The organism is Bradyrhizobium sp. JHI2711 (assembly GCF_056156565.1).
The window spans coordinates 36,262-59,283 of record NZ_JBPZPT010000003.1 but is presented as its reverse complement, the minus strand read 5'-3'; the positions used below and the strand labels follow the sequence as shown (position 1 = coordinate 59,283).

The 23,022-nt window shown below is 62.2% G+C and carries 15 protein-coding genes and 3 pseudogenes; 17 read left to right on the top strand and 1 reads right to left on the bottom strand.

Translation table 11 applies throughout. The annotated features are described in order from the left end of the window. Positions 1–1,038: 1,038 nt before the first annotated feature. The 7 genes and pseudogenes from ACTEK7_RS22530 to ACTEK7_RS22500 all read left to right on the top strand — a co-directional run bounded on the left by ACTEK7_RS22530 (position 1,039) and on the right by ACTEK7_RS22500 (position 12,502). A complete protein-coding gene (locus ACTEK7_RS22530; RefSeq protein ID WP_225128631.1) occupies positions 1,039–1,992 on the top strand; it encodes an ArdC family protein in 954 nt (317 codons plus the stop codon). 105 nt (positions 1,993–2,097) lie between these two features. After that, positions 2,098–4,208: pseudogene (locus tag ACTEK7_RS22525) on the top strand (ParB/RepB/Spo0J family partition protein). Positions 4,209–4,388: 180 nt separating this feature from the next. Continuing rightward, positions 4,389–8,708: a strawberry notch-like NTP hydrolase domain-containing protein gene (locus tag ACTEK7_RS22520; RefSeq protein WP_225147714.1), complete on the top strand. Its 4,320-nt coding sequence runs from the start codon at positions 4,389–4,391 to the stop codon at positions 8,706–8,708. Further along, the gene (locus ACTEK7_RS22515) at positions 8,708–9,769 is read left to right on the top strand and encodes a DUF7146 domain-containing protein (protein WP_225128629.1); all 1,062 of its coding nucleotides are present in this window, start codon (positions 8,708–8,710) and stop codon (positions 9,767–9,769) included. Before ACTEK7_RS22520 ends, ACTEK7_RS22515 begins: the two co-directional genes overlap by 1 nt. Before the next feature lie 327 nt (positions 9,770–10,096). Continuing rightward, the gene (locus ACTEK7_RS22510; RefSeq protein ID WP_225128627.1) at positions 10,097–11,020 is read left to right on the top strand and encodes a DUF2493 domain-containing protein; all 924 of its coding nucleotides are present in this window, start codon (positions 10,097–10,099) and stop codon (positions 11,018–11,020) included. 138 nt (positions 11,021–11,158) lie between these two features. After that, positions 11,159–11,608 carry a hypothetical protein gene (locus ACTEK7_RS22505; RefSeq protein ID WP_225128625.1) on the top strand — a complete coding sequence of 150 codons (450 nt, stop codon included), beginning with the start codon at positions 11,159–11,161 and terminating at the stop codon, positions 11,606–11,608. 573 nt (positions 11,609–12,181) lie between these two features. After that, positions 12,182–12,502: a DUF736 domain-containing protein gene (locus ACTEK7_RS22500; RefSeq protein ID WP_128948358.1), complete on the top strand. Its 321-nt coding sequence runs from the start codon at positions 12,182–12,184 to the stop codon at positions 12,500–12,502. Positions 12,503–12,568: 66 nt separating this feature from the next. On the opposite strand, the pseudogene ACTEK7_RS22495 reads toward ACTEK7_RS22500, so the two are convergent. Beyond that, positions 12,569–12,771: pseudogene (locus ACTEK7_RS22495) on the bottom strand (helix-turn-helix domain-containing protein). Between the two features lie 209 nt (positions 12,772–12,980). Here ACTEK7_RS22495 and ACTEK7_RS22490 point away from each other — a divergent pair. From ACTEK7_RS22490 to ACTEK7_RS22445, 10 genes and pseudogenes are all read left to right on the top strand, one after another. Next, positions 12,981–13,225 (top strand): annotated as a pseudogene (locus ACTEK7_RS22490) (DUF2285 domain-containing protein); the annotation flags it as partial. A 281-nt stretch (positions 13,226–13,506) separates the two neighbouring features. After that, complete coding sequence (locus ACTEK7_RS22485; protein ID WP_008561544.1) at positions 13,507–13,788, top strand: helix-turn-helix transcriptional regulator; 282 nt, start codon at positions 13,507–13,509, stop codon at positions 13,786–13,788. 22 nt (positions 13,789–13,810) lie between these two features. Further along, on the top strand, positions 13,811–14,692 hold the full coding sequence (locus ACTEK7_RS22480; protein ID WP_225128623.1) for a replication initiator protein A: 882 nt from the start codon (positions 13,811–13,813) through the stop codon (positions 14,690–14,692). A 289-nt stretch (positions 14,693–14,981) separates the two neighbouring features. Continuing rightward, positions 14,982–15,446: a DUF2840 domain-containing protein gene (locus tag ACTEK7_RS22475; protein ID WP_225128622.1), complete on the top strand. Its 465-nt coding sequence runs from the start codon at positions 14,982–14,984 to the stop codon at positions 15,444–15,446. After that, positions 15,443–15,955: a S26 family signal peptidase gene (locus ACTEK7_RS22470; RefSeq protein ID WP_225128621.1), complete on the top strand. Its 513-nt coding sequence runs from the start codon at positions 15,443–15,445 to the stop codon at positions 15,953–15,955. The genes ACTEK7_RS22475 and ACTEK7_RS22470 overlap by 4 nt, the downstream gene beginning before the upstream one ends. A 2-nt stretch (positions 15,956–15,957) precedes the next feature. Next, the gene (locus ACTEK7_RS22465) at positions 15,958–16,788 is read left to right on the top strand and encodes a lytic transglycosylase domain-containing protein (protein WP_225128620.1); all 831 of its coding nucleotides are present in this window, start codon (positions 15,958–15,960) and stop codon (positions 16,786–16,788) included. 385 nt (positions 16,789–17,173) lie between these two features. Beyond that, entirely contained in the window at positions 17,174–18,937 is a 1,764-nt protein-coding gene (locus tag ACTEK7_RS22460; protein WP_225147713.1) for a DUF3363 domain-containing protein, read from the top strand. A 36-nt stretch (positions 18,938–18,973) separates the two neighbouring features. Next, on the top strand, positions 18,974–20,962 hold the full coding sequence (locus ACTEK7_RS22455; RefSeq protein WP_225128618.1) for a conjugal transfer protein TraG: 1,989 nt from the start codon (positions 18,974–18,976) through the stop codon (positions 20,960–20,962). A gap of 5 nt (positions 20,963–20,967) precedes the next feature. Then, entirely contained in the window at positions 20,968–21,393 is a 426-nt protein-coding gene (locus tag ACTEK7_RS22450) for a ribbon-helix-helix domain-containing protein (protein ID WP_225128617.1), read from the top strand. A 135-nt stretch (positions 21,394–21,528) separates the two neighbouring features. Further along, positions 21,529–22,863 carry an MFS transporter gene (locus ACTEK7_RS22445; RefSeq protein WP_225128616.1) on the top strand — a complete coding sequence of 445 codons (1,335 nt, stop codon included), beginning with the start codon at positions 21,529–21,531 and terminating at the stop codon, positions 22,861–22,863. Positions 22,864–23,022: the final 159 nt, after the last annotated feature.

The window sequence follows — 23,022 nt, the reverse complement described above, 5'->3', positions numbered from 1 at the left end:
GGCTTTCGAGAAGCTGACTAGTGCGAGAGTGCACGGTGCGCGCCTGTCCGCTACTTTTCCAACCCACGCACGTGGCGCAACAAGGATACTCTCGCCCTTGCGGTAGGGAGGGTACGTCCACCGATACCCGCACCGTCGCCGCATTCAAGGACGGCCGGGGCTCAGCGCGCCTTGTATCTCCAGTGCCCATTTGGGCACGGCGAAGCGTCAATCCACATGGTGCGCCGATCACCGCGCTCGGGGAGTGGGACTAGCGCGGTTTGGCGACTCACGTTACCCATCATTTTAAGCCCTTCACTACGCAATGGGAATGAAATGGTTGCAGCTACCCGTGAACCGCCGGCCTCTGGTTACGCACTCGAAGTGGATGGCCGACTCAAAGCCGAATTTGCAACCAGAGACGGCGCCAGGGCAGGTGGAGAAGAACTAAAGAAACGTTTTCCCATGCTTCAAATCAGGATCTATGATGCGCAGACGCATGCGCGCGAGGACATCTAGATCTTCAGACTAGCGGATTTTTCCGCTTTGCGCGTGCGGCTTCCGCCGCACCGGGGTCTCGTGAACCGAGCCGCTTTGCGTCTCGGCCATCCGGCTTCGATCCCTCGCGCAAGGCCTGCGGAGTTTCTCGCCGGGGGCACTCGGGAAAGCGGCTCGCCTCTCGGCGATCGCTATCACTGCCCCGTTCCCGGGTGCCGCTATTGAACCGGTCTCGTCGCCGCACTCGGACCCGCGTGCCCCTTCGGGTCGCTATGCTCACGCTCTCCGGGTGCCATTTTGCGTTGAGGCGATGCGCCGTTGGCCCACGCCTGGTGGGGCCTGCGGCCCTAAAGCACCGCGAGGCCATCCCGAAGAATGGAACGAAAGACGGAGTGCGTCGCAGATTTCGCATTCTGTCATTTGTGTGGGTGAGGAGCTCTCGCAAATCACGCGGCCTCGATTTCGCCTGAAGAAGGTTAAAGTGAGAGTGCCGGCCGGGTTTTGCCGTGACGGGTTACAGGCTGCGAGAGAGGCTCGCGGCGCCCGTCGCGGAGATCCGTTATGTCCAGACACTATCTTCGGGCACGCGCCGGCGAGGACCGAACCAGCCTTTATGACGAAATCACCAACAAAATTATCGGCGAGCTTGAAGCCGGCCGCGTCCCGTGGGTACAGCCTTGGGGTTCGGCGGCGGCGGCGGCGTCATTGGCCATGCCGGAAAGCGCCGCCACTGGCCGTCAATACAGCGGCATCAACGTCCTAATCCTTTGGGGGGCTGCCACCGAACACGCATTCACCAGTCAGAGCTGGCTCACCTTCCGTCAGGCGCTCTCGCTCGGCGGTCACGTCCGCAAGGGTGAGCGCGGCACGAGCGTCGTCTATGCCGACCGGTTTGTGCCGGCCGACGAAAAGCGGCGCGCCAGCGAAACAGGTGACGAAGCGCAGGCCATCCCGTTCCTCAAGCGGTTCACGGTCTTCAATATCGATCAGTGCGAAGGCTTGCCTTCGGAGATCGCAACGACGCCACCTCCGCCACCTGGCCTTATCGAGCCAAAGATTGAATACCTGATCAAGGCGACCGGGATCGACTTCCGCATTGGCGGCAACCGCGCCTTCTACATGCCGGCAGAAGATTATGTGCAGGTACCGCCACCACAAGCCTATTTCGAGCCGATCAACTGGCATCGGACGGCCTTTCACGAGCTGGCGCATGCTAGCGGCCATACATCGCGTCTGAGTCGCGATTTGTCGGGAAGCTACGGAAGCAAGAAGTATGCCTTTGAGGAATTGATCGCGGAGATATCATCCGCATTCGGATGCGCCTCGCTCGGCATCGTGCCGACGGTGCGACATGCCGATTATATCGGCTCCTGGCTTGAGGTGCTGCGAGAGGACAATCGTGCTATTGTGCGAGCTGCCTCGCAAGCCAGCAAGGTTGCGGATTATCTCCTTGGGTTCTTGCCGGAGGAGGTTGGCGACATGACGACGGAGAGAGCGGAACAGGAGGCAGCGTGAGGGTCTCCTCGGCCACCGCGGGTAAGCGAGTGAGAGGGCAGGGTCGTTTTCGCGACGGGTTGAAGGCCGAGAGAGGCTCGCGGCGGCCCGTCGTGGAGACTCGACATCACGAAGGCTGTCCAGAAGATCACCCTGTCGCCCTCACGCGACATTCCCTTCAATAAGCTGGTGCTGAGCCAATCCAATGTTCGCCATGTGAAGGCGGGCATTTCGATCGAGCAACTCGCCGAAAGCATCGCGGCGCGCACCCTCCTGCAAAGCCTCAACGTCCGTGCCGTCGTTGATGCCGAAGGGAACGAGACGGGCATGTTCGAAGTGCCTGCAGGCGGCAGGCGCTATCGCGCCCTCGAACTGCTTGTGAAACAAAAGCGCATGGCGGAGACGCAAGCGGTTCCGTGCGTTGTTCGGGACCAGGGTATCGCGGAAGATGACTCGCTTGCGGAGAATGACGAGCGAGTCGGCCTCCACCCCCTCGATCAGTTCCGCGCGTTCCAGCGCCTCCAGCAAGGTGGCATGAGCGAGGAAGACCGCTGCGTGGCATTTTGTGACCCGGCCGTCGTGAAGCAGCGGCTTCGACTGGCCTCGGTTTCGAGCAAGCTGCACGAGATCTATGCCCACGACGGTATGACGCTCGAGCAACTGATGGCGTTCTCGGTGACAGCCGATCATGTTCGCCAGGAGCAAGTCTGGGAGCAGGTCAGTCGTTCGGGTTACGACGAGCCATACCAGATCCGGCGCTTGCTGACCGAACTAACGGTCCGTGCGTCCGATCGCCGCGCTCGGTTCGTGGGCCTCGAGGCTTACGAACAGGCAGGCGGCGGCGTTTTGCGTGATCTGTTCGAGCAGGACGATGGCGGATATTTGCAGGACCTTGCCTTGTTGGACCGTCTTGTTACCGACAAGCTGAAGCTCGAGGCGGAAAGCATCGCAACCGAGGGTTGGAACTGGATCTCAGTGGCGGTCGATTTCCCCTACGGCCATACCAACGGCCTCCGCGAACTCGAGGGCAAACCTATGGATCTCACCCCGGAGGAGCAGGCCACCATCGACGCACCCAACGGCGAGCATACTAAGCTTGAATCGGATTATCAGGATGCCGACGAACTGCCCGATGAGGTCGACCAGCGGCTCGGCAAGATCGAAGCGGCACTGCTCGCATTCGAACACCGATCGATGATCTACGAGCCGGCCGAGATCGTCCGCACTGGCGTCTTCGTCAGCATCGATTCCGAAGGGCGCCTGTCGGTGGATCGGGGCTATGTTCGGTCGGAGGACGACATGTCCGCGATCGATTCTGACGTCAGGCAGGGCACCGATGCGCAGCCGGTCGAGGGGAAGGAGGGTAGCTCCATTCAGCGCACGTCATCGCGGTCGCAAGTAGCGCTGCTGACACTGAAGAAGATGATGAGGACGCGGCCAAACCTTTGCCGGATCGGCTGATCACCGAGTTGACCGCACATCGTACACTGGCATTGCGCGATGCGCTGGCGGAAAATCCGGCGATCGCGTTCCAGGCGGTGCTGCACAATTTCGTGCTGACTGCCTTCTACGGGTTCTCGTCGACGGGGAGTCCCCTTGAGATCGGACTTCGCACGCCGACCTTCCCCGCTCAAGCCCCCGGCCTGAGGGAGAGCGCGTCCGCGAAGACCGTCGAGGCGCCGCCTGAGTCCTGGAAAGCACGGTTGCCGAAAGGCGAGAAGGACCTGTGGGATGCGCTCACAGCTCTCGACGGTGCCGCTCAGGCGTCCCTGTTCGCTCACTGTGCGTCATTTGCGGTCAACGCTCTCTACGAGCCAGCCAACCACTACGATCAGGGCCGTGTCTCCGCCCATAGTGTTCGCGCGCGTCTCGACCAGGCCAATGTGCTGGCGCGCGCGGTCGGGCTGGACATGGTGCAGGCCGGCTGGCGACCCACCGTCGACAACTATCTTGGCGGGGTCATCAAGCCTCGCATTCTGGAAGCCGTGCGAGAAGCAAGGGGAGAATCTTCCGCGCAGCTGATCGCCCACTTGAAGAAGGCCGACATGGCCAAAGAGGCCGAACGTCTTCTCGATGGTTCGGGCTGGTTGCCGGAACCGCTGCGTCTCGTCGATCCCCATGCGGCGTCACTGGAGCCGGAGGTTGAAGCAGGCCCGCTACCCGAATTTCTCGCCGACGATGAGGATCGGGAGAACGCCGGCGACGATGACCCGCAACAGCTCGACGCGGCTGAGTGACACAGAGCGGGATGGCTCGGGCCATCCCGCAGTTGCCTGGAGACCGGTGTGTAACGCCGGTCCCCATTTTATGGGCGAGCGCTGAGAGGGAGAGCAGGGCCGGGAAGGTTTGAATTGCCGTGGTCTTAAGGGGAGCGCCGCGCGGTTCGACCTGTTCCTGCTCTCCCGAGAAATCCTGCCATGACCGAATCTCTCGCCGGCGGCGCTGCCGCCGCGCCGCTCTCGATGCGTGCCGCCGCAAATCTCACCTCCGCCGCCATCAGGGCCGCGCGACAGCTCCTGACCGAGCTCGAACGCGGCCGTCGCATCGATGCCGCCGTCCTGCGTAGCGCCATGGAGGCAGCCTTCGGCGCCTCAGACGCGGCCGGCGTCTGGAGCTGGAAGACCGCCTATGACGTCTGCGAGGCGGCAACAGTTCTATTTCTTCGCAAGTTCGGTCCGGCCATGCGCGCCAAGGCTGGCTCGACGGCTGCCATGCTGCCAATGCTCGCGAGAATCGCGAGCTGTCTGCCGACCCATACGCGGCGTTCCGAGGACAGTCAGGCGTTCCAGCAATTCTCGACGCCGATCCCGCTTGGGCTGGCCGCATGCGTCGCAGCCGGCATTACGCCTGCCGACCGCGTTCTGGAGCCATCCGCGGGGACCGGATTGCTCGCGATCTTCGCCGAGCTCGCCGGCGGCTCTCTGATGTTGAACGAATTGGCTGAAGGTCGCGCGGCGCTGCTCGATCATTTGTTTGTCAACGTTGAGGTCACGCGGTTCGACGCCGCGCAGATCGATGATCACCTCGACGCGAACGTTGTGCCGAGCGTGGTTCTGATGAACCCGCCGTTCTCCGCGGTGGCGAATGTCGATCGACGGATGGCAGACGCCGCTTTCCGGCATATCGCTTCGGCGCTCGCGCGCCTTTGCGATGGTGGACGCCTCGTCGCCATCGTTGGCGCAGGCCTTGCGCCGGATAACCCGGCGTGGCTAGAGGCCTTTGTTCGCCTCCAGGAGCGCGGACGGGTCGTGTTCTCTGCCGCGATCGACGGCGCCGTCTATGCCAAGCACGGCACTCAGACGGACACGAGGCTGCTCGTAATCGACAAGTGGCCCGCTGCCGATCCGAAGGCTTTTCCTGCATCGCAGGGCATGGCCGGCGATGTTGCCATCTTGCTCAATTGGGTGACCCAGTACGTGCCTCCGAGGCTACCCGTCGCCGCGCCGGTCGTGGCCGACATCGTTAGCCGCCCTGCAATGCCCCGATCGGCGGGCGCTTCCGTATCATGTCTGTCGTCCACTTCGGAAAGCGCAGCGCCAAATCGCGTCGAACTCACGTACGAGACCGTCGAATGGTCGCCGCCGGAAGGCGCCCGCCTCACCGATGCGCTATATGAGGAGTACGGATTACAGTCCATCCGTATTCCCGGATCGTGCTCCCATCCGACGAAACTCGTGCAGTCCGCGGCGATGGCGTCCGTTGCGCCGCCGAAGCCGTCCTACCGTCCGCATCTGCCTTCAAGTCTGGTGGCAGATGGAGTTCTATCGGACGCCCAGGTCGAGAGCATCATTTATGCTGGCGAGGCGCTTTCCGAATTCCTTGCGGGCTCCTGGACCGTCGATGCGACCTTTGATGTTGTGGCGGCCGCGCGCGACGACGCTGAGAATGCCGTCCGCTTTCGCCGCGGCTGGTTCTTGGGCGATGGCACCGGCGCGGGCAAGGGGCGGCAGGTCGCCGGCATCCTGCTCGACAATTGGCTCAATGGCCGCCGCCGGGCGGTCTGGATCAGCAAATCCGACAAGCTGATCGAAGATGCGCAGCGCGACTGGTCCGCACTCGGCATGGAGCGACTGCTCGTTACGCCTCTGTCCCGGTTTCGCCAGGGCACACCGATCCGGCTTTCGGAAGGCATCCTTTTTGCCACCTACGCCACGCTACGCACCGACGAGCGTGGCGAGAAGCTTTCGCGCGTAAGTCAGATCGTTGAATGGTTGGGCTCCGACTTCGACGGAGTGATCGTCTTCGACGAGAGCCATGCCATGCAGAATGCGGCCGGTGGCAAGGGCGAGCGCGGCGATCAGGCGGCCTCTCAGCAGGGGCGCGCAGGCCTGAGGCTCCAGCACGCTTTGCCCAATGCTCGGGTGGTTTATGTGTCGGCGACGGGCGCCACCACGGTCCACAACCTCGCTTATGCCCAACGCCTCGGCCTTTGGGGCGGTGCCGACTTCCCATTCGCCACACGTGCCGAGTTCGTTGAGGCAATCGAGCAGGGTGGGGTCGCGGCGATGGAGGTTCTGGCGCGCGACCTCAAGGCGCTCGGTCTCTACGCCGCCCGCTCATTGTCCTATGAGGGCGTCGAGTACGAACTCGTCGAGCACCAGCTTACACCGGAGCAGGTTCGCATCTACGACGCCTATGCCGATGCGTTCAGCATCATCCATAACAACCTCGATGCGGCGATGCGGGCCGCCAACATCATCGGCGAGACCGGAACGCTGAACGGGCAGGCAAAATCCGCGGCTCGATCCGCCTTCGAGAGCGCCAAACAGCGCTTCTTCGGTCATCTGCTGACCTCGATGAAAACGCCGTCGCTCATCCGGTCGATCGATCGCGATCTCGACGCCGGCCATGCCGCCGTCATCCAGATTGTTTCAACGGGCGAAGCGCTAATGGAGCGCCGGCTCGCCGAGATCCCGACCGAAGACTGGGGCGACGTCCAGGTCGACATCACTCCGCGCGAATATGTGCTCGACTATCTCGCCCATTCCTTCCCGGTCCAGCTCTACGAGCCCTTCACCGACTCGGAGGGCAATCTCTGCTCTCGGCCTGTCTATCGCGATGGCCAGCCAGTCGAGAGCCGGGAAGCCGTCGCACGACGCGGCCGCCTCATCGAGAAACTCGCCTCGTTGCCCCCGGTACCCGGCGCGTTGGATCAAATCGTCCAGCGCTTCGGCACCGACATGGTCGCCGAAGTGACCGGCCGCACGCGCCGTATCATTCGTAAGGGCGACCGGTTGGTGGTCGACAACCGAGCCGGTTCGGCCAATCTCGCTGAGACATCGGCCTTCATGGACGACGTCAAGCGAATCCTCGTGTTCTCCGACGCGGGCGGCACGGGGAGGAGCTACCACGCCGAGCTGTCGGCCCGGAATCGCCGCTTGCGGGTCCACTATTTGCTTGAGCCCGGCTGGAAGGCGGATGCTGCGATCCAGGGGCTCGGCCGCACAAACCGGACCAATCAGGCGCAGCCCCCGCTGTTTCGGCCCATCGCGACCGACGTGAAGGCCGAAAAGCGCTTCCTCAGCACCATCGCGCGCCGGCTCGACACATTGGGGGCCATTACGCGCGGCCAGCGCCAGACCGGAGGACAGGGCCTCTTCCGGCCCGAGGACAATCTCGAAAGTCAGTACGGGCGCGATGCTTTGCGTCAACTCTACATGCTGCTGGTGCGCGGCAAAGTCGACGGCTGTTCGCTCGAGAAGTTCGAGGATGCAACCGGCCTGAAGCTGACAGATGCCAATGGGCTCAGGGATGACCTGCCGCCGATCACGACCTTCCTGAACAGGTTGTTGGCGCTCACCATCGACCTGCAAAATGTCCTGTTCACTGCTTTCGAGCAGCTCTTGACCGCCCGGATCGAGGGCGCGGTCGCATCGGGCACGTACGATGTCGGATTGGAAACGCTCCGCGCCGAAAGCTTTGTCGTCAGCGGCCGGCGGACGATCTATGTCCATCCGCGCACAGGTGCCGAGACGCGGCTGCTCAGCGTCATCCAGCGCCGGCGTAACCATCCCGTTGGTTTGGATGACGCCCTTACTCGTCTTTCCAATCCTGCCGTCCTGCTGATCAACGAGCGCTCAGGAAGGGCCGCCGTGCAGGTTCCGGCCGCGAGCATCATGCTCGACGACGGCGACATCGAGCGCCGCGTCCGCCTGATCCGCCCTATGGAGCAGCACCAAGTCCGACTGAACATGATGGCGGAGAGCCATTGGGTCGAAGCGGATCGCGAACGTTTTGCCGCGGCCTGGCTGGCGGAGCTCGCCGAGGTGCCTGAGTTCACGGAAAGCACGATCCACGTAGTGGCCGGCTTGCTGTTGCCCATCTGGAAACGCTTGCCGAACGAATCGACCCGCGTCTATCGGCTCCAGACCGATGCGGGCGAGCGCATCATCGGCCGCAAGGTTTCTGCGGCGTGGGTCGCAAACGCCTTCGCGGCGGACGCGCCTACGCTATCGCCGGACACTGCCTTTGCGGCCTTGATGGAAGGACGCACCCTCCTCGATCTCGCGGAAGGGCTCCAGCTTCGTCGCGTCCGGGTGATGGGCGCATGCCGCATCGAGCTATCGGGATTCAACGACACGATGCGCGATCGCCTCCGTGCTTACGGCCTCTTTGGAGAGATCATCTCCTGGAAGCTGCGGATGTTTGTGCCCACAGACGAAAGCGGCGTCGGGATCCTGACAAAGGTGCTCGAAACCTACCCGGTCGCGCGCGTCAGTGAGCGGGTGGCTGCGTGATGTCCCCCGCGCCTTGCGAACTGGCATGCCGCCTCGCGCGCGAGGCCGAGGCCGTGTGCCGATACTATCTCTCCAATGGCAAGCGCGCGGGGCGGTACTGGGTGGTCGGCGACGTCCGCAACAAGCCGGGCCGCTCGATGTTCGTGCGGCTTCAGGAATCACCGAAGGGCCCTGCCGGCAAGTGGACCGACGCTGCGACCGGCGAGCATGGCGACCTCCTCGACATCATCCGCGAATGCCGGGGGTTGCGCGACTTCAGCGCGGCCGCCGAGGAGGCGAGACGGTTTCTGAAGCTGCCTCGTCCCGTGCCCCAGCTGACCTCGAAACCCGTTCGTTCGGTAGCGCCGGCTGGATCGCAGGAAGCCGCCCGTCGGCTCTTTGCGATATCCAGTCCGATCGAGGGGACGGTGGTCGAAAAATACTTGCAGCGTCGCGGGATAACCCACATCCACCATGGTGGCAGCCTGCGCTTCCACCCTCGTTGCTACTATCGACCGGATGAGCATTCGCCCACCGAGACCTGGCCGGCGATGATTGCCCGCGTCACGGACCTCGAGGGGCGGATCACCGGAGCGCACCGAACCTGGCTCGATCCAGACGGCTTTGATCGCGTTCGTCTCGGCAAGGCTCCGATCGACACGCCACGACGGGCTATGGGTGACCTGCTCGGCAACGCCGTCCGCTTCGGTGTGGTGGGCGACGTGCTCGCCGCCGGCGAGGGGATTGAGACCATGCTTTCATTGCGTTACGTGCTGCCGACCATGCCCATGGCTGCCGCGATTTCGGCCAATCATCTCGCAGCAATCATGCTGCCATCTGGCCTGCGTCGGCTCTATATCGCCCGCGATGACGATGCTGCCGGAGATGCCGTACAGGCGATTCTCACCCAGCGCGCCGAAGAGGCCGGCGTTGAAGCGATCACCCTGTCGCCCCGGCTGGGGGATTTCAACGAAGACCTGCACATCTTCGGTCTCGAGGCCCTCCGAGCAGAGTTACGGCTTCAACTCGCACCAGAGGACGTCGTCCGCTTCCTGCATTCGTCGACAGTAGCCGCAGAATAGGCCGGTGCTTCGATCGACGTTGATAGCTCGGTCGTTCCAAGGCCATTGCCGGAAGAGGACGCGACCTCGGCCTTCTAGAGGGCGATCGGACGGCAAGCGGACCGGGCCGGCAATGGCTACGCCCGGCTATTTTCCGCCGCGCGCTGGCGATGAGAAGACATCAGCCATTAGACCGGCGCGCTTTGCATCGCGAAGCAAAATAGCCGGCCTCCGCCATCCTCCGCTGCCGCTTCGGCCCTTGCGGGTTCTGGCCCGTTCCGCCCGCCGTCTGAGTGATCGCCACGAAGGCCGCGATGGGCGCGGCCGATCCGGAAAAGGATCACTCCAATGACCGACAACGACGATATCGAACCGCCGCACGCCTCTTCTCCAACTGACCACGTGCTGACCGAACTACAGCTCTTCGGCTACCGTCCCTTCGACGACCAGCCTGACCCACGACCGCTCCCCGAGGGCAAGATGATCGCTGGCGCCGTCGCCGATGTGTTCGACGCCCTGGTCGCGACGTTGAGCGACACGCGGCTCGAGCCGGACCTGGGCGATCTGCTGTGGTCGACCGTCAACCTGTTCCATCGAGCCGTCGACCGCATCGAACGCCATCTAGACGATAACGAGCAGGCGCAGCAGAAGAGCCAGCGCGAGCAGAATGGCTCTGAGGTCCGATCAGTCGAACTCGAGCGCTTGACGGCCGAGGGCATCACTTTGATCGAGCGCCGCAACTGCCTGGAACTCTTCCGCGATCAGGCCATCGAACGCTTTGAGACTCACACCGGATCCTCCTGGCGCCCTCGATCGGGATCACTGGTGAATCATCGCACGCTGACCGCAGCAATGATCGACTCCCGCGACTTCATCGCAGCAAAACGTCGCGCTGAAACCGAGGTCTTGTTGCCGGAAGGACCGAAGATCGCACTCACCGGCGGGCTAGACTTTAATGACTACCACCTCATCTGGGACCGCCTCGACAAGGTTTACGCCAAGCATCCCGACATGGTCCTGCTCCATGGCGGCTCGCCGAAAGGTGCGGAGCTTATCGCCTCCAAATGGGCGACTAATCACAAGGTGCCTCAGATCGCATTCAAGCCTGACTGGACCAAGTACGCCAAGGCAGCCCCATTCAAACGCAACGACGCCATGCTCGAACTCCTGCCGATTGGCGTCATGCACTTCCCGGGCACAGGAATCCAGGACAACCTGGCGGACAAAGCAAAGCGCCTCGGCATCCCGGTCTGGAGGTTCGGCGGCACATAAGCCGTCTTCTCGCCTCCAAACAGTTGGAGCGGGGGGCATGCGCCGCAACTCCGCCTCCTTTCCGTCTCATGTTCAGAGTTGCGCCGTGGTGGTGGTGGAAGGCGCGACTGGTACATCTATGCACATGGAGCCACCACCATGCTTGCCCTTGGGCTTGCCATCAACACACTCGGCATCGGCTTGTTCTGCTGGGCGATCTTTGCGATCGCTGTGTATGCACTGCCGTTTTTCGTCGCTCTCAGTATCGGAATGACTACGTTTCGGAGCGGCGCCGGCCTCATTGGTGCGGTACTTATCGCGACGGCCGGCGGTGCGCTGACGCTCGTCCTCGGCCAAGTCGCCGTCGCAATTACCCGGTCCTTGGCTTTGCGCATCGCGATCGCGACAGCATTTGCTATTCCCGCCGCCGTTGCCGGCTATCATGTGGTGTTCGCCCTGTCCCAGATTGGGGTGCCTTCGTTGGTTTGGCGTGAAGTCTTCGCTTGCCTGGGCGCGGTTTGCATTGGCGTTACGTCATGGACGCGCTTGATCGTTCCGGCGGAGACCCGCCCGTTCGAGCCGGGTAGGGTGGTGGAGAGTCCGTCCTAACCAGTTCTTACGGCCGGAAGGCCTGAGAGATGACCATTTACCTCCTTCATCGTCGAACAGGTTCGCATAGATCGGCGCGCTGAACGGGAGCGATCGAGCGCGGGAGAGGCAGTCCGCCTCGGAGCTCTCGATCAAGCCGCCGGCGTTCGGGTCTGGCCCACGCAGCCGCGGCGGAGCGGTGTTGCGCCGATCCATTCGTGCGAGACGATACCGCCCTTTGCAGAAAATTGTTTCTCTTTCTGCGCTGAATGGTTCCGACCTCTTGTTCAGCAAAGCCGATATGAGTCATGTCTTCTCCTGAGATTGCGGTTCAGCACGCCGACGCACGTGGCCTCATGGATGGCTTGATCTGGCCGAAGACCGGCTTCGCCTCGATCGTCTGAGCCGCAACGCCGTTGATGCGACTTTCTTCCCCTGGGCTTCGCCCATTCCTCGCGAGTCAAGAAAGTCGCCACAACGGCGTCCTCCGCTGCGCTCCGGCCCGCGGGCGGGTGCGTCGCCGATCGTCTTCGCCCCTAGATCGCCATCGAGGCCGCGGTGGTCGCGGGCTCGAAACACAACAGGAGAAGTGACATGGCTAACATCGGTTCTTTCAAGAAGGTCGGCAACGATTTCCAGGGCGAGATTGTCACCCTGAGCCTGCAAGCCAAGGGCGTCCGCATCGTCGCCGAGACCAACCGGTCCAACGACAACGCCCCCAGCCACCGCATCTATGTGGGGCGCGCGGAGATCGGCGCAGCCTGGTCGAAGCGTTCCGAGGAAGGCCGCGACTACCTCTCACTCAAGCTCGACGACCCCTCGTTCAACGCTCCGATCTATGCGAACCTCTTCGAGGACGAAAGCGGCGAAGGCTACACGCTCCTCTGGTCGCGGCCGCGTAAGAACGGTGAGTAAGCTCGCTCAATCAAGCCCCGCCCGGTTCGCCGGACGGGGCACTTCGCGCCCGGGCTGAGGTGCGGATTACGATTTGCTAAGCCGCGCAGCCCTTTTGAGCGGGTCTTCCGGCTTGCCCCCTAATGCTTCAGCAATCTGCCCGAGCACGGTATCGCTTGCTGATGCGTCGCCGATGGCGCCGACATAACGGCGATTAGACCCGCACGCTCGGCCAGCTCCTCCTGCGTCATTTGTAGATCATGGCGTTTCCGACGCAGAGTCACAGCCATGATCTCTTGAGATCCATGGCGATATGGGAAACTGACCGGAACGATCGTTCTAGCAACGATCGTTTCTATTCGTGTCCGAACATGCTATCGATGTGACGACGCTACGTGCGCGACCGAGCTCGGCCGTGTGTCTACCCAAGGGCTATCCTGGATTCCAACGCGCATCGGAGACCATGGCGTAGCTTATAGGCGTTCTAAAAGCGGGTATGATGCAGGAGCGAGCCCCAGATCCAGACGTAGCTGACAGTGCGCCGAACGAGCCGACGTTGACGGCCTATAACGAACAGCATGTCGTCACGTACGTTCGCCTTCTGCACGGCCGGCGGTGAGGGGGCGGACTGGGGCGAAGTGGCTCAAGTGGTCCGACCGAGAGCCGGACCGTGCGCGGCGCGCATATCAGAGTCATCTTGCTCGTGCCAAATGGGTGACTGAGCAAGGGCGACTCTTACTCGGCGCCTGTCCGGCAAGAACCGCGTCCCCGATCGCGCTTAGAAGACCCACGAACTGCGTAATCGAACGATCCGCCTGGTGCAAGCCGGCCTCGCGTTGATGCGCGGTGGTCACCGCAAAAAATTCTGCGGCCCGGGCGCAGGGATGGGTAGCGTCGTTCCCAAGGCGTGCCGAAAACCGCTCCCTCCATATTCGGCATCCCCCTCCGAGAACCTGCTCCTCCATGATGGCCGCACACACGCTAGCGCCGCCATCCGTGGTGCGCTGTCATCCTGGAGTCCCCAAATGCCCGATCCGATGGCCGGTCTACCCCCGCGCTTCCTGCGTACCCCGGAGGCCGCGCGTTACCTCGGCCTCTCCGGTCGCACGCTGGAGAAGCACCGCACGTACGGCACCGGACCAACATATCGGAAGATTGGCGGACGTGTCGTCTACGCCGTCGATGACCTGAAAGCGTGGGCCGACCGCGGCGCCAAGACCTCGACATCCGATCCCGGCAAGGGGACCGTGCTGCCCGCCAAGAAGCATCCGGCCCTGCGTCCCTATGCAGGTCAGGAACGTCGCTGATAGCCGCGTGAGAGCAGTGACCATGCGGCGCAAACACCATTCCGAGCGCGGCCAGCTTGAGCTCTTTCGGGCGCTGCCCGGCGATCTCGCGCCGCGAGATGCGCAGGATCTGATGGCCTATCCGTTCTTCTCGCTCGCAAAAACGAAGCGGATTGTGCCGATCGATTTCCGCGCAGGTGCGATCTCAATTCGTGTCGAAGCTGTTCCGGAACACGGCATGGCGACCATTTGGGATGCAGACGTTCTGATCTGGGCCGCGTCTCAGATCGTCGAAGCCCGGGATGCGGGCCTGAAGACGTCGCGTCTGATGGCTGCAACGCCATACGAGATTCTAACGTTCGTTGGCCGCGGCACCAGCGCACGCGACTATCACCGTCTGAAGGCGGGCCTCGACAGACTTCAGTCAACGACGGTGCTGACGTCGATCCGCCAGCCGATGGAACGACGACGGCATCGCTTCTCCTGGATAAACGAGTGGAAGGAGACGGCGGATGCAAATGGCCGCCCATTCGGGCTCGAGCTGATCCTGCCGGATTGGTTCTATGCCGGCGTCATCGACGACGCGCTCGTGCTGACGATCGACCGCGCCTATTTCGAGCTCACCGGCGGACTTGAGCGGTGGCTTTATCGTCTTGTGCGCAAGCACGGCGGTCGGCAGGACGATGGCTGGAGCTTTGACCTTGCACACCTCCATGCCAAGTCCGGCATCCTCTCGCCGCTCAAGCACTTTGCTTACGACGTACGTCAGATCGTCCAGCGCCAGACATTGCCCGGTTATCAGCTCGTGCTCACACGGGATCTGAACGGCATCGAGCGGCTGAACTTCGCGCCAACGCCTGTTGATCCCCTGACGGCACGCTTGCGCCGGCGCGGTCTCATTCCAAATTCGGAGGACAACCTGTGAATCAGTTCGTGCTATCGAGGACCGCAACCCTCGTGCTATCGGGGACCCGATCCTCGTGCTATCGGGGACCGGAATCGACCTTAAAGGCTTGTTTCTCTGCGCTTTCCGGCCGCTCTAACTTTACTAACCAGAAATCCTTCGGATTTCTTCTAACGGACCAGGCCGCAAAGCGCTTGGGAGGTGGCCGGCAAAGCCGGCCCGTTCGCCCTGCTGGCCTTCACAAGCCGTACACGCACTTCCCGGCCGTCGAAGCGAACGGCTCCGAGGTCGAGCGTAGGGGAGCGGCGGTATGAGTGATCTTACCGAAGTAGAAGTGCTGTGGCTCGACAAGCGTATCGAAAACCGGATTCGGTTCGGTCGTGTCGTCAAGGAAAGGGAGCTTGAGCGCCATCGGCGCGTCCTGTCATTTGCGCCGGGCAGCATCTTTGCTTTCGCCCGATGGACCTCCAACGACTTTGGGGCAATCATTTCGCGGATCGACATCTTGCGCGCAGTCGCTCCGGGACAGCGCTGCTCGACCGTGCCGTATGTGAAGCCCGGCGGAGAGATTTTGCTGCGTCTGTCCGGCTGGCCGAAGGTCGAACGAGTGCTGCAAATGATCGATGCCGTTGAGGCACTCGGCATCGATCCTGCTGATGTCGCGCCCGATCATTGGCATCACGTTCATAACCGCCTGTCGGTTAACGAAAACCCGCGCCCGTATACGAAAGCGCGCCACCAGGCTTGGCTTCACCGTCAGAGGATCATGCGATGACGGGCCGCATGAAGACGCTGACCACCACGTTTGGTGTCGCTGCTGCGCTCATCGCGACGATCGTCCTGGAGCCGCTTCCGCTTTACATCTGGAACGCATCCGCAAGCGTGCCAATCGGTCTCTACCGCCTCCGACCGGCAGACCAATTCCAAGTCACTGATTTGGTCGCCGTGCAGCCGCCGGAGCCGCTCGCGACCTTCCTCGACTTGAACGGCTATTTACCCATCGGCGTCCCCATGCTGAAGCGCGTGCTCGCCCTTCCGGGGCAAAGTGTTTGCAGAACCGGCCTCGCGATTTCGGTCGACGATGTCGCGGTGGGCGAGGCGAAGGATCACGACAGACGGGGCAGGCCGCTGCCGAAATGGCAGGGCTGCCGCGTCGTTAGCGACGGCGAGCTGTTTCTGATGAACTGGCAGTCGGACGACTCTCTTGATGGCCGGTATTTTGGATTTCTTCCGGCGTCTAGCGTGATCGGCCGTGCGATGCCGGTATGGACGTGGGAGGAGTAATCATGCGTATTCGAGGTGTTCTCCTTGCCATTCCCTTGCTCGATCGATTGTGGGATCATTCCGTCGTCTCGATCGATGTCTGCAAGGCTGGCGCGAGCCCGACCGCGTCCTTTGGTCGGTTGGGCACGCGTGTTTGCGCTGTCGTGCCCCTGATGCTTCTTCTGACCGCCGGTGACAGTGCTGCTTTGGCCCAGAGCGGATCAGCCGCCCAGCCGGCGATCAGTCAGACCGCTCACTCATTTGCCGGTTTCATCAATGAAGCCTCACAACGCTTTGCGATTGCGCCGAACTGGATCCGATCAGTGCAAAGCGTCGAGAGTGCTGGTGACGTGCACGCCAGATCGCCAAAAGGCGCAATGGGCCTGATGCAAATCATGCCGGCGACCTGGGCGGAACTTCGCGAGCGCTACAATCTCGGGAACGACCCATACGACCCGCACGATAACATTCTGGCCGGTACGGCGTACTTACGCGAACTGCTCGATCGGTATGGCTCGCCTGGCGTGTTTGCCGCGTACAACGCGGGACCATCCCGCTATGAAGAGCATCTCGCAGGCGGCTCTTTGCCAGACGAGACGCGAGCATACGTCGCAAAGCTTCCAAATCTGCTAGCCATCGAACTGCCGCCGAGGTGGACGTCGACCCGACAGTCATCAGCAGCTGCGACGCTATTCGTCGCGCGAGCCAATCTCACGAAAACGAGCGATCGGTTGCCGGCGCTCATGCCATCCAGCGGTGTCACGACCGCAATCTCGGCGCCCGATGTTTCGCCCATGGTCCCCCGGCCAATCGGCGTGTTCGTCCCTCGATCGGATTCGGAAGTGTCGCAATGACCAAGTGTGTGGGTTCACAAGCTGGTGGCGTATGGGCGATGCCTTCGGCCCGCGCTCTACTCGTCGCTTCGCTCCTCACCGAGCCACCCTTCGGGTGTCTCGGCCCTTCGGGTAACGATCGCTATCGCAAGCGCTCGGAAGCAGTGGGGGCTCCGCGAGTTGGCTGGCAACTTGCGGCGGCCCTTTGGGGAACCGGCGACCGGGAGACCACGACGGCAGGACGGCGAGATAAAAGGGGCTCGCCGGTCGAACCGCAAGCCATTGGCATGGCATGGGTTCTGGCGTGCCGGTCGGTCGGGACGCGTGCCGCGCCGTGCATTTTGATGAATGCAATCAACGGCGTTTTCGGCACCGTGCATGCTTTTGATGCCTGGGAGGCCCTTCCGTGAGCGTGCGCGACAGCGACTTGCGCGTTCGGCCTGGGCGCATCCGCAGTACCCGCGCGCCGAAGCAAAAGAGCTTCATCAACCAGGTGCTGCGGGCGGCGAAGAGAGCGGGACACACCTCGGGCCAGGCCGCGGCTGGCAGGCGTTCTGCGGCCTATGGGCGCTCGACGTTTGGCCGCGGGCGCCTCGCCTTTAGCCGCGCCAGATTGTTCAGCCCAACGCGGCGCGTCGTGGTGAAGGCCCGCGTGGTTCGTCACAAAGGGAGAGCCTTCCGTTCAGCGCCAATGACGGCCCATCTTTCATATCTGAAGCGCGACGGCGTGACCCGGAGTGGTGAGCGGGCCGAGATGTTCGATGCTGGCAGCGATCGTGCCGATAGCGCGGCTTTCGCGGAGCGCTGTGAGGACGACCGGCATCATTTCAGGTTCATCGTCTCGCCGGAGGATGCGGGCGACATGACCGACCTGAAGGCCTTTACCCGCGATCTCGCCAAACAGATGGAGACGGATCTCGGGACGCGGATCGATTGGGTGGCCGTCGATCATTGGAATACCGACAACCCTCACGTCCATCTTCTCGTTCGGGGGATAGATGAGGAAGGGGCGGATCTCGTGATCTCCCGCGATTATATTAGCCGAGGTCTGCGCGCGCGCGCCGAGGAACTGGTCGCCATCGAACTGGGACCAAGACCAGAGCAGGAGATCCGCAATTCGCTGGAGAGGGAAGTCACAGCTGAACGGTGGACGCGGCTAGATCGGGAGATCCGGCTGGCGGCCGATGAGACCGGCACTATCGATCTTCGCCCCGAGAACCCGGGCAGCTCCGATCCTGAGATCCGGCGCCTGATGGTCGGTCGCCTTCAGCACCTTGAGAAGATGGGCCTTGCTGCCTCCGCCGCACCAGGCGAATGGATGGTCGGGCTTGAGGCCGAGCGTAGCTTGCGCGACCTCGGTATGCGCGGCGACATCATCAAGACCATGCACCGCGCCTTTACCGAGCGTGGAGAACCCCGCGGCGTTGCCGACTTCGTCATCGAGGGTGGACAGCCGACGGCCCAGATTATCGGACGCCTGGTCGACCGTGGACTGCATGACGAACTGACTGGCGAGGCCTACGCTCTGATCGACGGAACAGATGGACGCGCGCACCACGTGCGCTTCCGAGGGCTCGAGGCGTTCGAATATGCACCGCCCGTCGGCGGCATCGTCGAAGTCCGGAGTTTCGGTCCACCCGGCGATCCGCACCCCACCGTGGTGCTCGCGACCCGTTCCGATCTCGATCTTGGTGGTCAGGTCAAGGCAAGAGGGGCAACTTGGCTCGACCACAGGCTCGTCGAACGCAAGGCCATGCCGCTCGCCATGGGCGGCTTCGGCCGCGAGACACGCGACGCCATGGAAGCCCGTACCGAGCATCTGATCCAGGAAGGCCTGGCGCGGCGGCAGGGCCAACGCATCATATTGCAGCGCGACCTCTTGAACACTTTGCGCCGGCGTGAACTGGATGAGGTGGCCGCAAAAGTCTCGGCCGACACGCGCCTCCCTTACATGAAGCGTGACCCCGGGGAGCATGTGGCGGGCACATATCGCCAGCGGCTGACGCTCAGCTCAGGACGCTTCGCCATGATCGATAACGGGCTCGGCTTCCAGCTCGTGCCTTGGTCGCGCGAACTCGAAAAGAAACTCGGCCAACACGTCACCGGCGTCGTGAAGGACGGCGGTGGCATCGAACGGGGTTTTGGTCGGAAGCGCGACCTTGGCCTCTAGCAGTCTCTCCAATTCAGTTGCGGAAGGGCGTTCGGGATGTCCGGAACCAAAATCCTCTGGGGACAGGTGATCGTTGTCGGCCTGATCGTCTTGCTGGCCATCTGGGGAGCAACCGAGTGGACGGCCTGGCGGCTCGCCTGGCAACCGGAGCTTGGGCGGCCCTGGTTCGAACTGTGGGGCTTCAAGATTTACTACCCGCCAGTGTTCTTCTGGTGGTGGTTCGTTTACGATGCCTACGCGCCACAAATCTTTCTCGAGGGTGCCTTCATCGCGGCGTCGGGAACCTTTGTTTCGATCGCGGTGGCGATCGGCATGTCGGTGTGGCGCGCGCGTGAAGCCAAGAATGTCGAGACCTATGGTTCGGCGCGCTGGGCTGGTCTGGATGAGGTTCGAGCGGCCGGACTTCTCGGTCAGGATGGTGTGGTGCTCGGCAAGCTCGACCGGCACTACCTCCGCCACGACGGACCGGAGCACGTCTTGTGTTTTGCGCCCACTCGGTCCGGTAAGGGTGTTGGCCTAGTCGTTCCCTCGTTGCTGGCCTGGCCGGGCTCGGCCATCGTGCACGACATCAAAGGTGAGAACTGGCAACTGACGGCCGGCTTTCGCTCGCGACATGGCCGCGTCCTACTGTTCGACCCCACCAACCCAAAGTCCTCAGCCTACAATCCGCTGCTCGAGGTCCGGCGCGGCGAATGGGAAGTTCGCGATGTCCAGAACGTGGCCGACGTTCTCGTAGACCCCGAAGGATCGCTCGACAAGCGGAACCATTGGGAGAAGACGAGCCATTCGCTCCTGGTCGGCGCCATCCTCCATGTTCTCTACGCGGAGGTGGACAAGACCCTAGCCGGCGTCGCCTCCTTTCTGTCCGACCCGAAGCGGCCGATCGAGGCAACGTTGAAGGCCATGATGACCACGACGCACCTTGGCGAGCAGGGTGCGCATCCAGTGGTCGCCTCGACCGCGCGCGAGCTGCTCAACAAGTCGGAGAATGAACGTTCTGGCGTCCTATCCACCGCGATGTCGTTTCTCGGGCTGTACCGCGATCCTGTCGTGGCCCAAGCAACCCGCCGCTGCGATTGGCGGATTGCCGATCTGATCGCAGATAGCCGTCCCACGACGCTTTATCTCGTGGTGCCGCCCTCCGATATCTCGCGGACCAAGCCGCTGATCCGCCTGGTGCTGAACCAGATCGGCCGGCGCCTGACCGAAGATTTGCACGCCCGCGACCGCCGGCATCGAGTCCTGATGATGCTTGACGAGTTCCCGGCACTCGGTCGGCTTGATTTTTTCGAGTCCGCGCTCGCCTTCATGGCGGGATACGGCATCAAGAGTTTCTTGATTGCGCAGTCGCTCAATCAAATTGAGAAGGCCTACGGGCCTAACAACGCGATCCTCGATAACTGCCACGTCCGGGTCAGCTTCGCGACTAATGATGAGCGGACCGCCAAGCGGGTCTCCGACGCGCTAGGCACGGCGACCGAGATGCGCGCGATGAAGAACTACGCCGGGCACAGGTTGAACCCATGGCTTGGGCACCTGATGGTCTCACGGCAGGAAACTGCGAGGCCGCTGCTGACCCCAGGCGAAGTCATGCAGCTTCCGCCGGCAGACGAGATCGTCATGGTGGCAGGGACGGCGCCGATCCGGGCGAACAAGGTCCGCTACTACGAGGATCGGCGATTCACCGAGCGGGTTCTGCCGCCGCCCGGTCCTGGGACAGCCGGCCGATCATCGCGAACGGACGGATGGTCAGCGCTCCAAGTGCTGAAACCAACTGGAGGTCCAACTGCCAAAGCTGCGGAGGCCGAGGAAGACACAGCAAACAGCGGGCTCCGTCGTGAGCCCGAACTCCCCGATCACGTCGCGATCGCCAAGGAGACGACCGAACTAACGCCGGCAGAGGAATTCGCCGCCGTTCTTGATGATGACGAGGACACGGTCCGGCAGTCCCGGGTTATACGCCAACAGCTCCGTGGTGTCGCCCGTCAAGTCGCCATGGACCCTAATGACGGTATGGAGCTCTGAGCAGTATGCGCGACCGGATGAACGTCTATTTTCCGCCAGAGCTTCTGAAACAGATCTCGGAACTCGCCGATCGCAAGAAGCTTTCCAGGTCCGCGATCGTAGAAGCGGCTGTCGCTTCATTTTTGTCACCGGACGGCGCGGACAGACGGGAGGCGGCGTTTACCCGGCGCCTGGATCGGTTGTCGCGTCAGATGCAGAGGCTCGAGCGTGACGTTGGTTTGGCGGCTGAGACCTTGGCTCTCTTCATCCGTTTCTGGCTGACGATCACGCCACCGTTGCCCAACGACGCGCAGGCGGCCGCGCAAGTAAAGGGAAGGGAGCGCTTTGAAGGATTTGTCGAGGCGCTAGGGCGCCGTTTGCAAAAGGGGCAAAGCTTTCTGCGCGAGATTCCGGAAGATATTCGCCGTCAGGAACCGGTCGAAGAAGCTTAATTGAATCATGGAGAAAGACCGTTTCGCCGTTCCCTTCTTTTTGTTCGCTAACTTACGCCCGCAGTGATTTAGCTGAACTGACGAAAAGCTGGTCACGCTATCGGCTTGCACCAGCTGACAGCAAGAGGGGCCAGCATGCAGATTTCCGGGGCATGGCGCCTCACCGCGCGCGTATTTCTCCCGTTTGCGGTCGGATACTATCTTTCGTATCTGTATCGTACGATCAACGCTTTGATCGCCAGTCGTCTCAGCTCGGATACCGGGCTTGGGACTGCCGACCTCGGGTTGCTTACGTCGGTCTATTTCCTTGTTTTCGCGGCGGCCCAGATCCCCGTCGGCATATCGTTGGACCGCTTTGGTCCTCGCCGCGTACAGAGTGTTTTGCTCTTGCTCGCAGCAGTGGGCGCTTGGCTGTTTGCGGTATCGACCGGCTTCCTGTCACTTTTGATCGCACGTGCAATGATCGGGCTCGGCCTCGCGGCGGCGCTGACGGCTGGACTGAAATCCATGATCCTTTGGTTCCCCAGGGAACGCGTTGCCTTGCTGAACGGCTATATGGTCATGCTGGGCTCGCTAGGAGCGGTGACCGCTACGGCTCCCGTCGAACATCTGCTGGCTTGGATGGGCTGGCGGCAACTCTTTGAGGTCTTGGCGGCGGCCACCGGTGTGACGGCCGCTCTCATCTATGTCGTGGTACCCGAACGAGGCATTGTCTCGTCTATGGCGTCAACCCCCGCGACCCTTAGCTCCGTTTTCGGCGATTGCCGCTTTTGGCGAATGGCCCCGTTGTCGGCGACTTGCATTGGATCGGCCTGGTCCCTGCAGGGATTGTGGGCATCGCTATGGCTGGCCGACGTGGAGGGGCTTGATCGCGCAAGTCTCGTCAGACAGCTTTTCATGATGTCGATCGTACTTAGCGGTGGCGCTTGGTTATTCGGTATGACGGTCCATTGCATCAAACGAAGGGGAATTGGGGCGGAAACAGTATTGGCGCTGGTTGCAGCGCTATTTATCGCAGCTGAGTTTGCTTTGATCTTGCGAGCGCCTCTGCCATCCGTCTTGCCCTGGTCCGTTGTCGCAATTGTCGGAACGGCAACCGTGGTGAGCTTCGCGGTGATACTGGATTACTTTCCGCCGGAGCTTGCCGGTCGTGCGAACGGCGCCTTGAACGTTTTGCACTTTGGTTGGGCCTTTCTGGCACAATACGCGACAGGTCTTATCCTGGAGCAATGGTCTGCGAATGATGGCCGTAGGCCCGTCCAAGCTTATCAAGTCGCGTTCGGTCTCTACATAGCACTGCAGATCGCAGCGTTGGTCTGGTTCGCGCTGCCTTGGCGCCGATCCGTCGCTTCATGGATAAGTTCAATCGTCTTCTTCGAGCCGACCGATGTTTCCTACGCTGTCGAGACAGTTCGGCTCTATGAGGACTCGGTCATCCTCCTGCCAGCGGATGATGATGCGGAGTGGTGAGCAGCAATTCGCGGCGAGCGGATAAGATTAAGTAGCCGTCAAATATCGGTTTCTCAGTCTTTCTTTTTCTACGCCAGCCTACGATCACCGAAAGCGCTTGTTGCGCCAAGTCCATTGGTGCCTTTTCTAATCCTCCCCATATGAGGGAGTCTGAGGACG

Excerpts from the sequence above, each read along its gene's own strand:
- ACTEK7_RS22530 (WP_225128631.1), top strand. The coding sequence starts at position 1,039 with ATGTCCAGACACTATCTTCGGGCACGCGCCGGCGAGGACCGAACCAGC.
- ACTEK7_RS22520 (WP_225147714.1), top strand. The coding sequence starts at position 4,389 with ATGACCGAATCTCTCGCCGGCGGCGCTGCCGCCGCGCCGCTCTCGATG.
- ACTEK7_RS22515 (WP_225128629.1), top strand. The coding sequence starts at position 8,708 with ATGTCCCCCGCGCCTTGCGAACTGGCATGCCGCCTCGCGCGCGAGGCC.
- ACTEK7_RS22510 (WP_225128627.1), top strand. The coding sequence starts at position 10,097 with ATGACCGACAACGACGATATCGAACCGCCGCACGCCTCTTCTCCAACT.
- ACTEK7_RS22505 (WP_225128625.1), top strand. The coding sequence starts at position 11,159 with ATGCTTGCCCTTGGGCTTGCCATCAACACACTCGGCATCGGCTTGTTC.
- ACTEK7_RS22500 (WP_128948358.1), top strand. The coding sequence starts at position 12,182 with ATGGCTAACATCGGTTCTTTCAAGAAGGTCGGCAACGATTTCCAGGGC.
- ACTEK7_RS22485 (WP_008561544.1), top strand. The coding sequence starts at position 13,507 with ATGCCCGATCCGATGGCCGGTCTACCCCCGCGCTTCCTGCGTACCCCG.
- ACTEK7_RS22480 (WP_225128623.1), top strand. The coding sequence starts at position 13,811 with ATGCGGCGCAAACACCATTCCGAGCGCGGCCAGCTTGAGCTCTTTCGG.
- ACTEK7_RS22475 (WP_225128622.1), top strand. The coding sequence starts at position 14,982 with ATGAGTGATCTTACCGAAGTAGAAGTGCTGTGGCTCGACAAGCGTATC.
- ACTEK7_RS22470 (WP_225128621.1), top strand. The coding sequence starts at position 15,443 with ATGACGGGCCGCATGAAGACGCTGACCACCACGTTTGGTGTCGCTGCT.
- ACTEK7_RS22465 (WP_225128620.1), top strand. The coding sequence starts at position 15,958 with ATGCGTATTCGAGGTGTTCTCCTTGCCATTCCCTTGCTCGATCGATTG.
- ACTEK7_RS22455 (WP_225128618.1), top strand. The coding sequence starts at position 18,974 with ATGTCCGGAACCAAAATCCTCTGGGGACAGGTGATCGTTGTCGGCCTG.
- ACTEK7_RS22450 (WP_225128617.1), top strand. The coding sequence starts at position 20,968 with ATGCGCGACCGGATGAACGTCTATTTTCCGCCAGAGCTTCTGAAACAG.
- ACTEK7_RS22445 (WP_225128616.1), top strand. The coding sequence starts at position 21,529 with ATGCAGATTTCCGGGGCATGGCGCCTCACCGCGCGCGTATTTCTCCCG.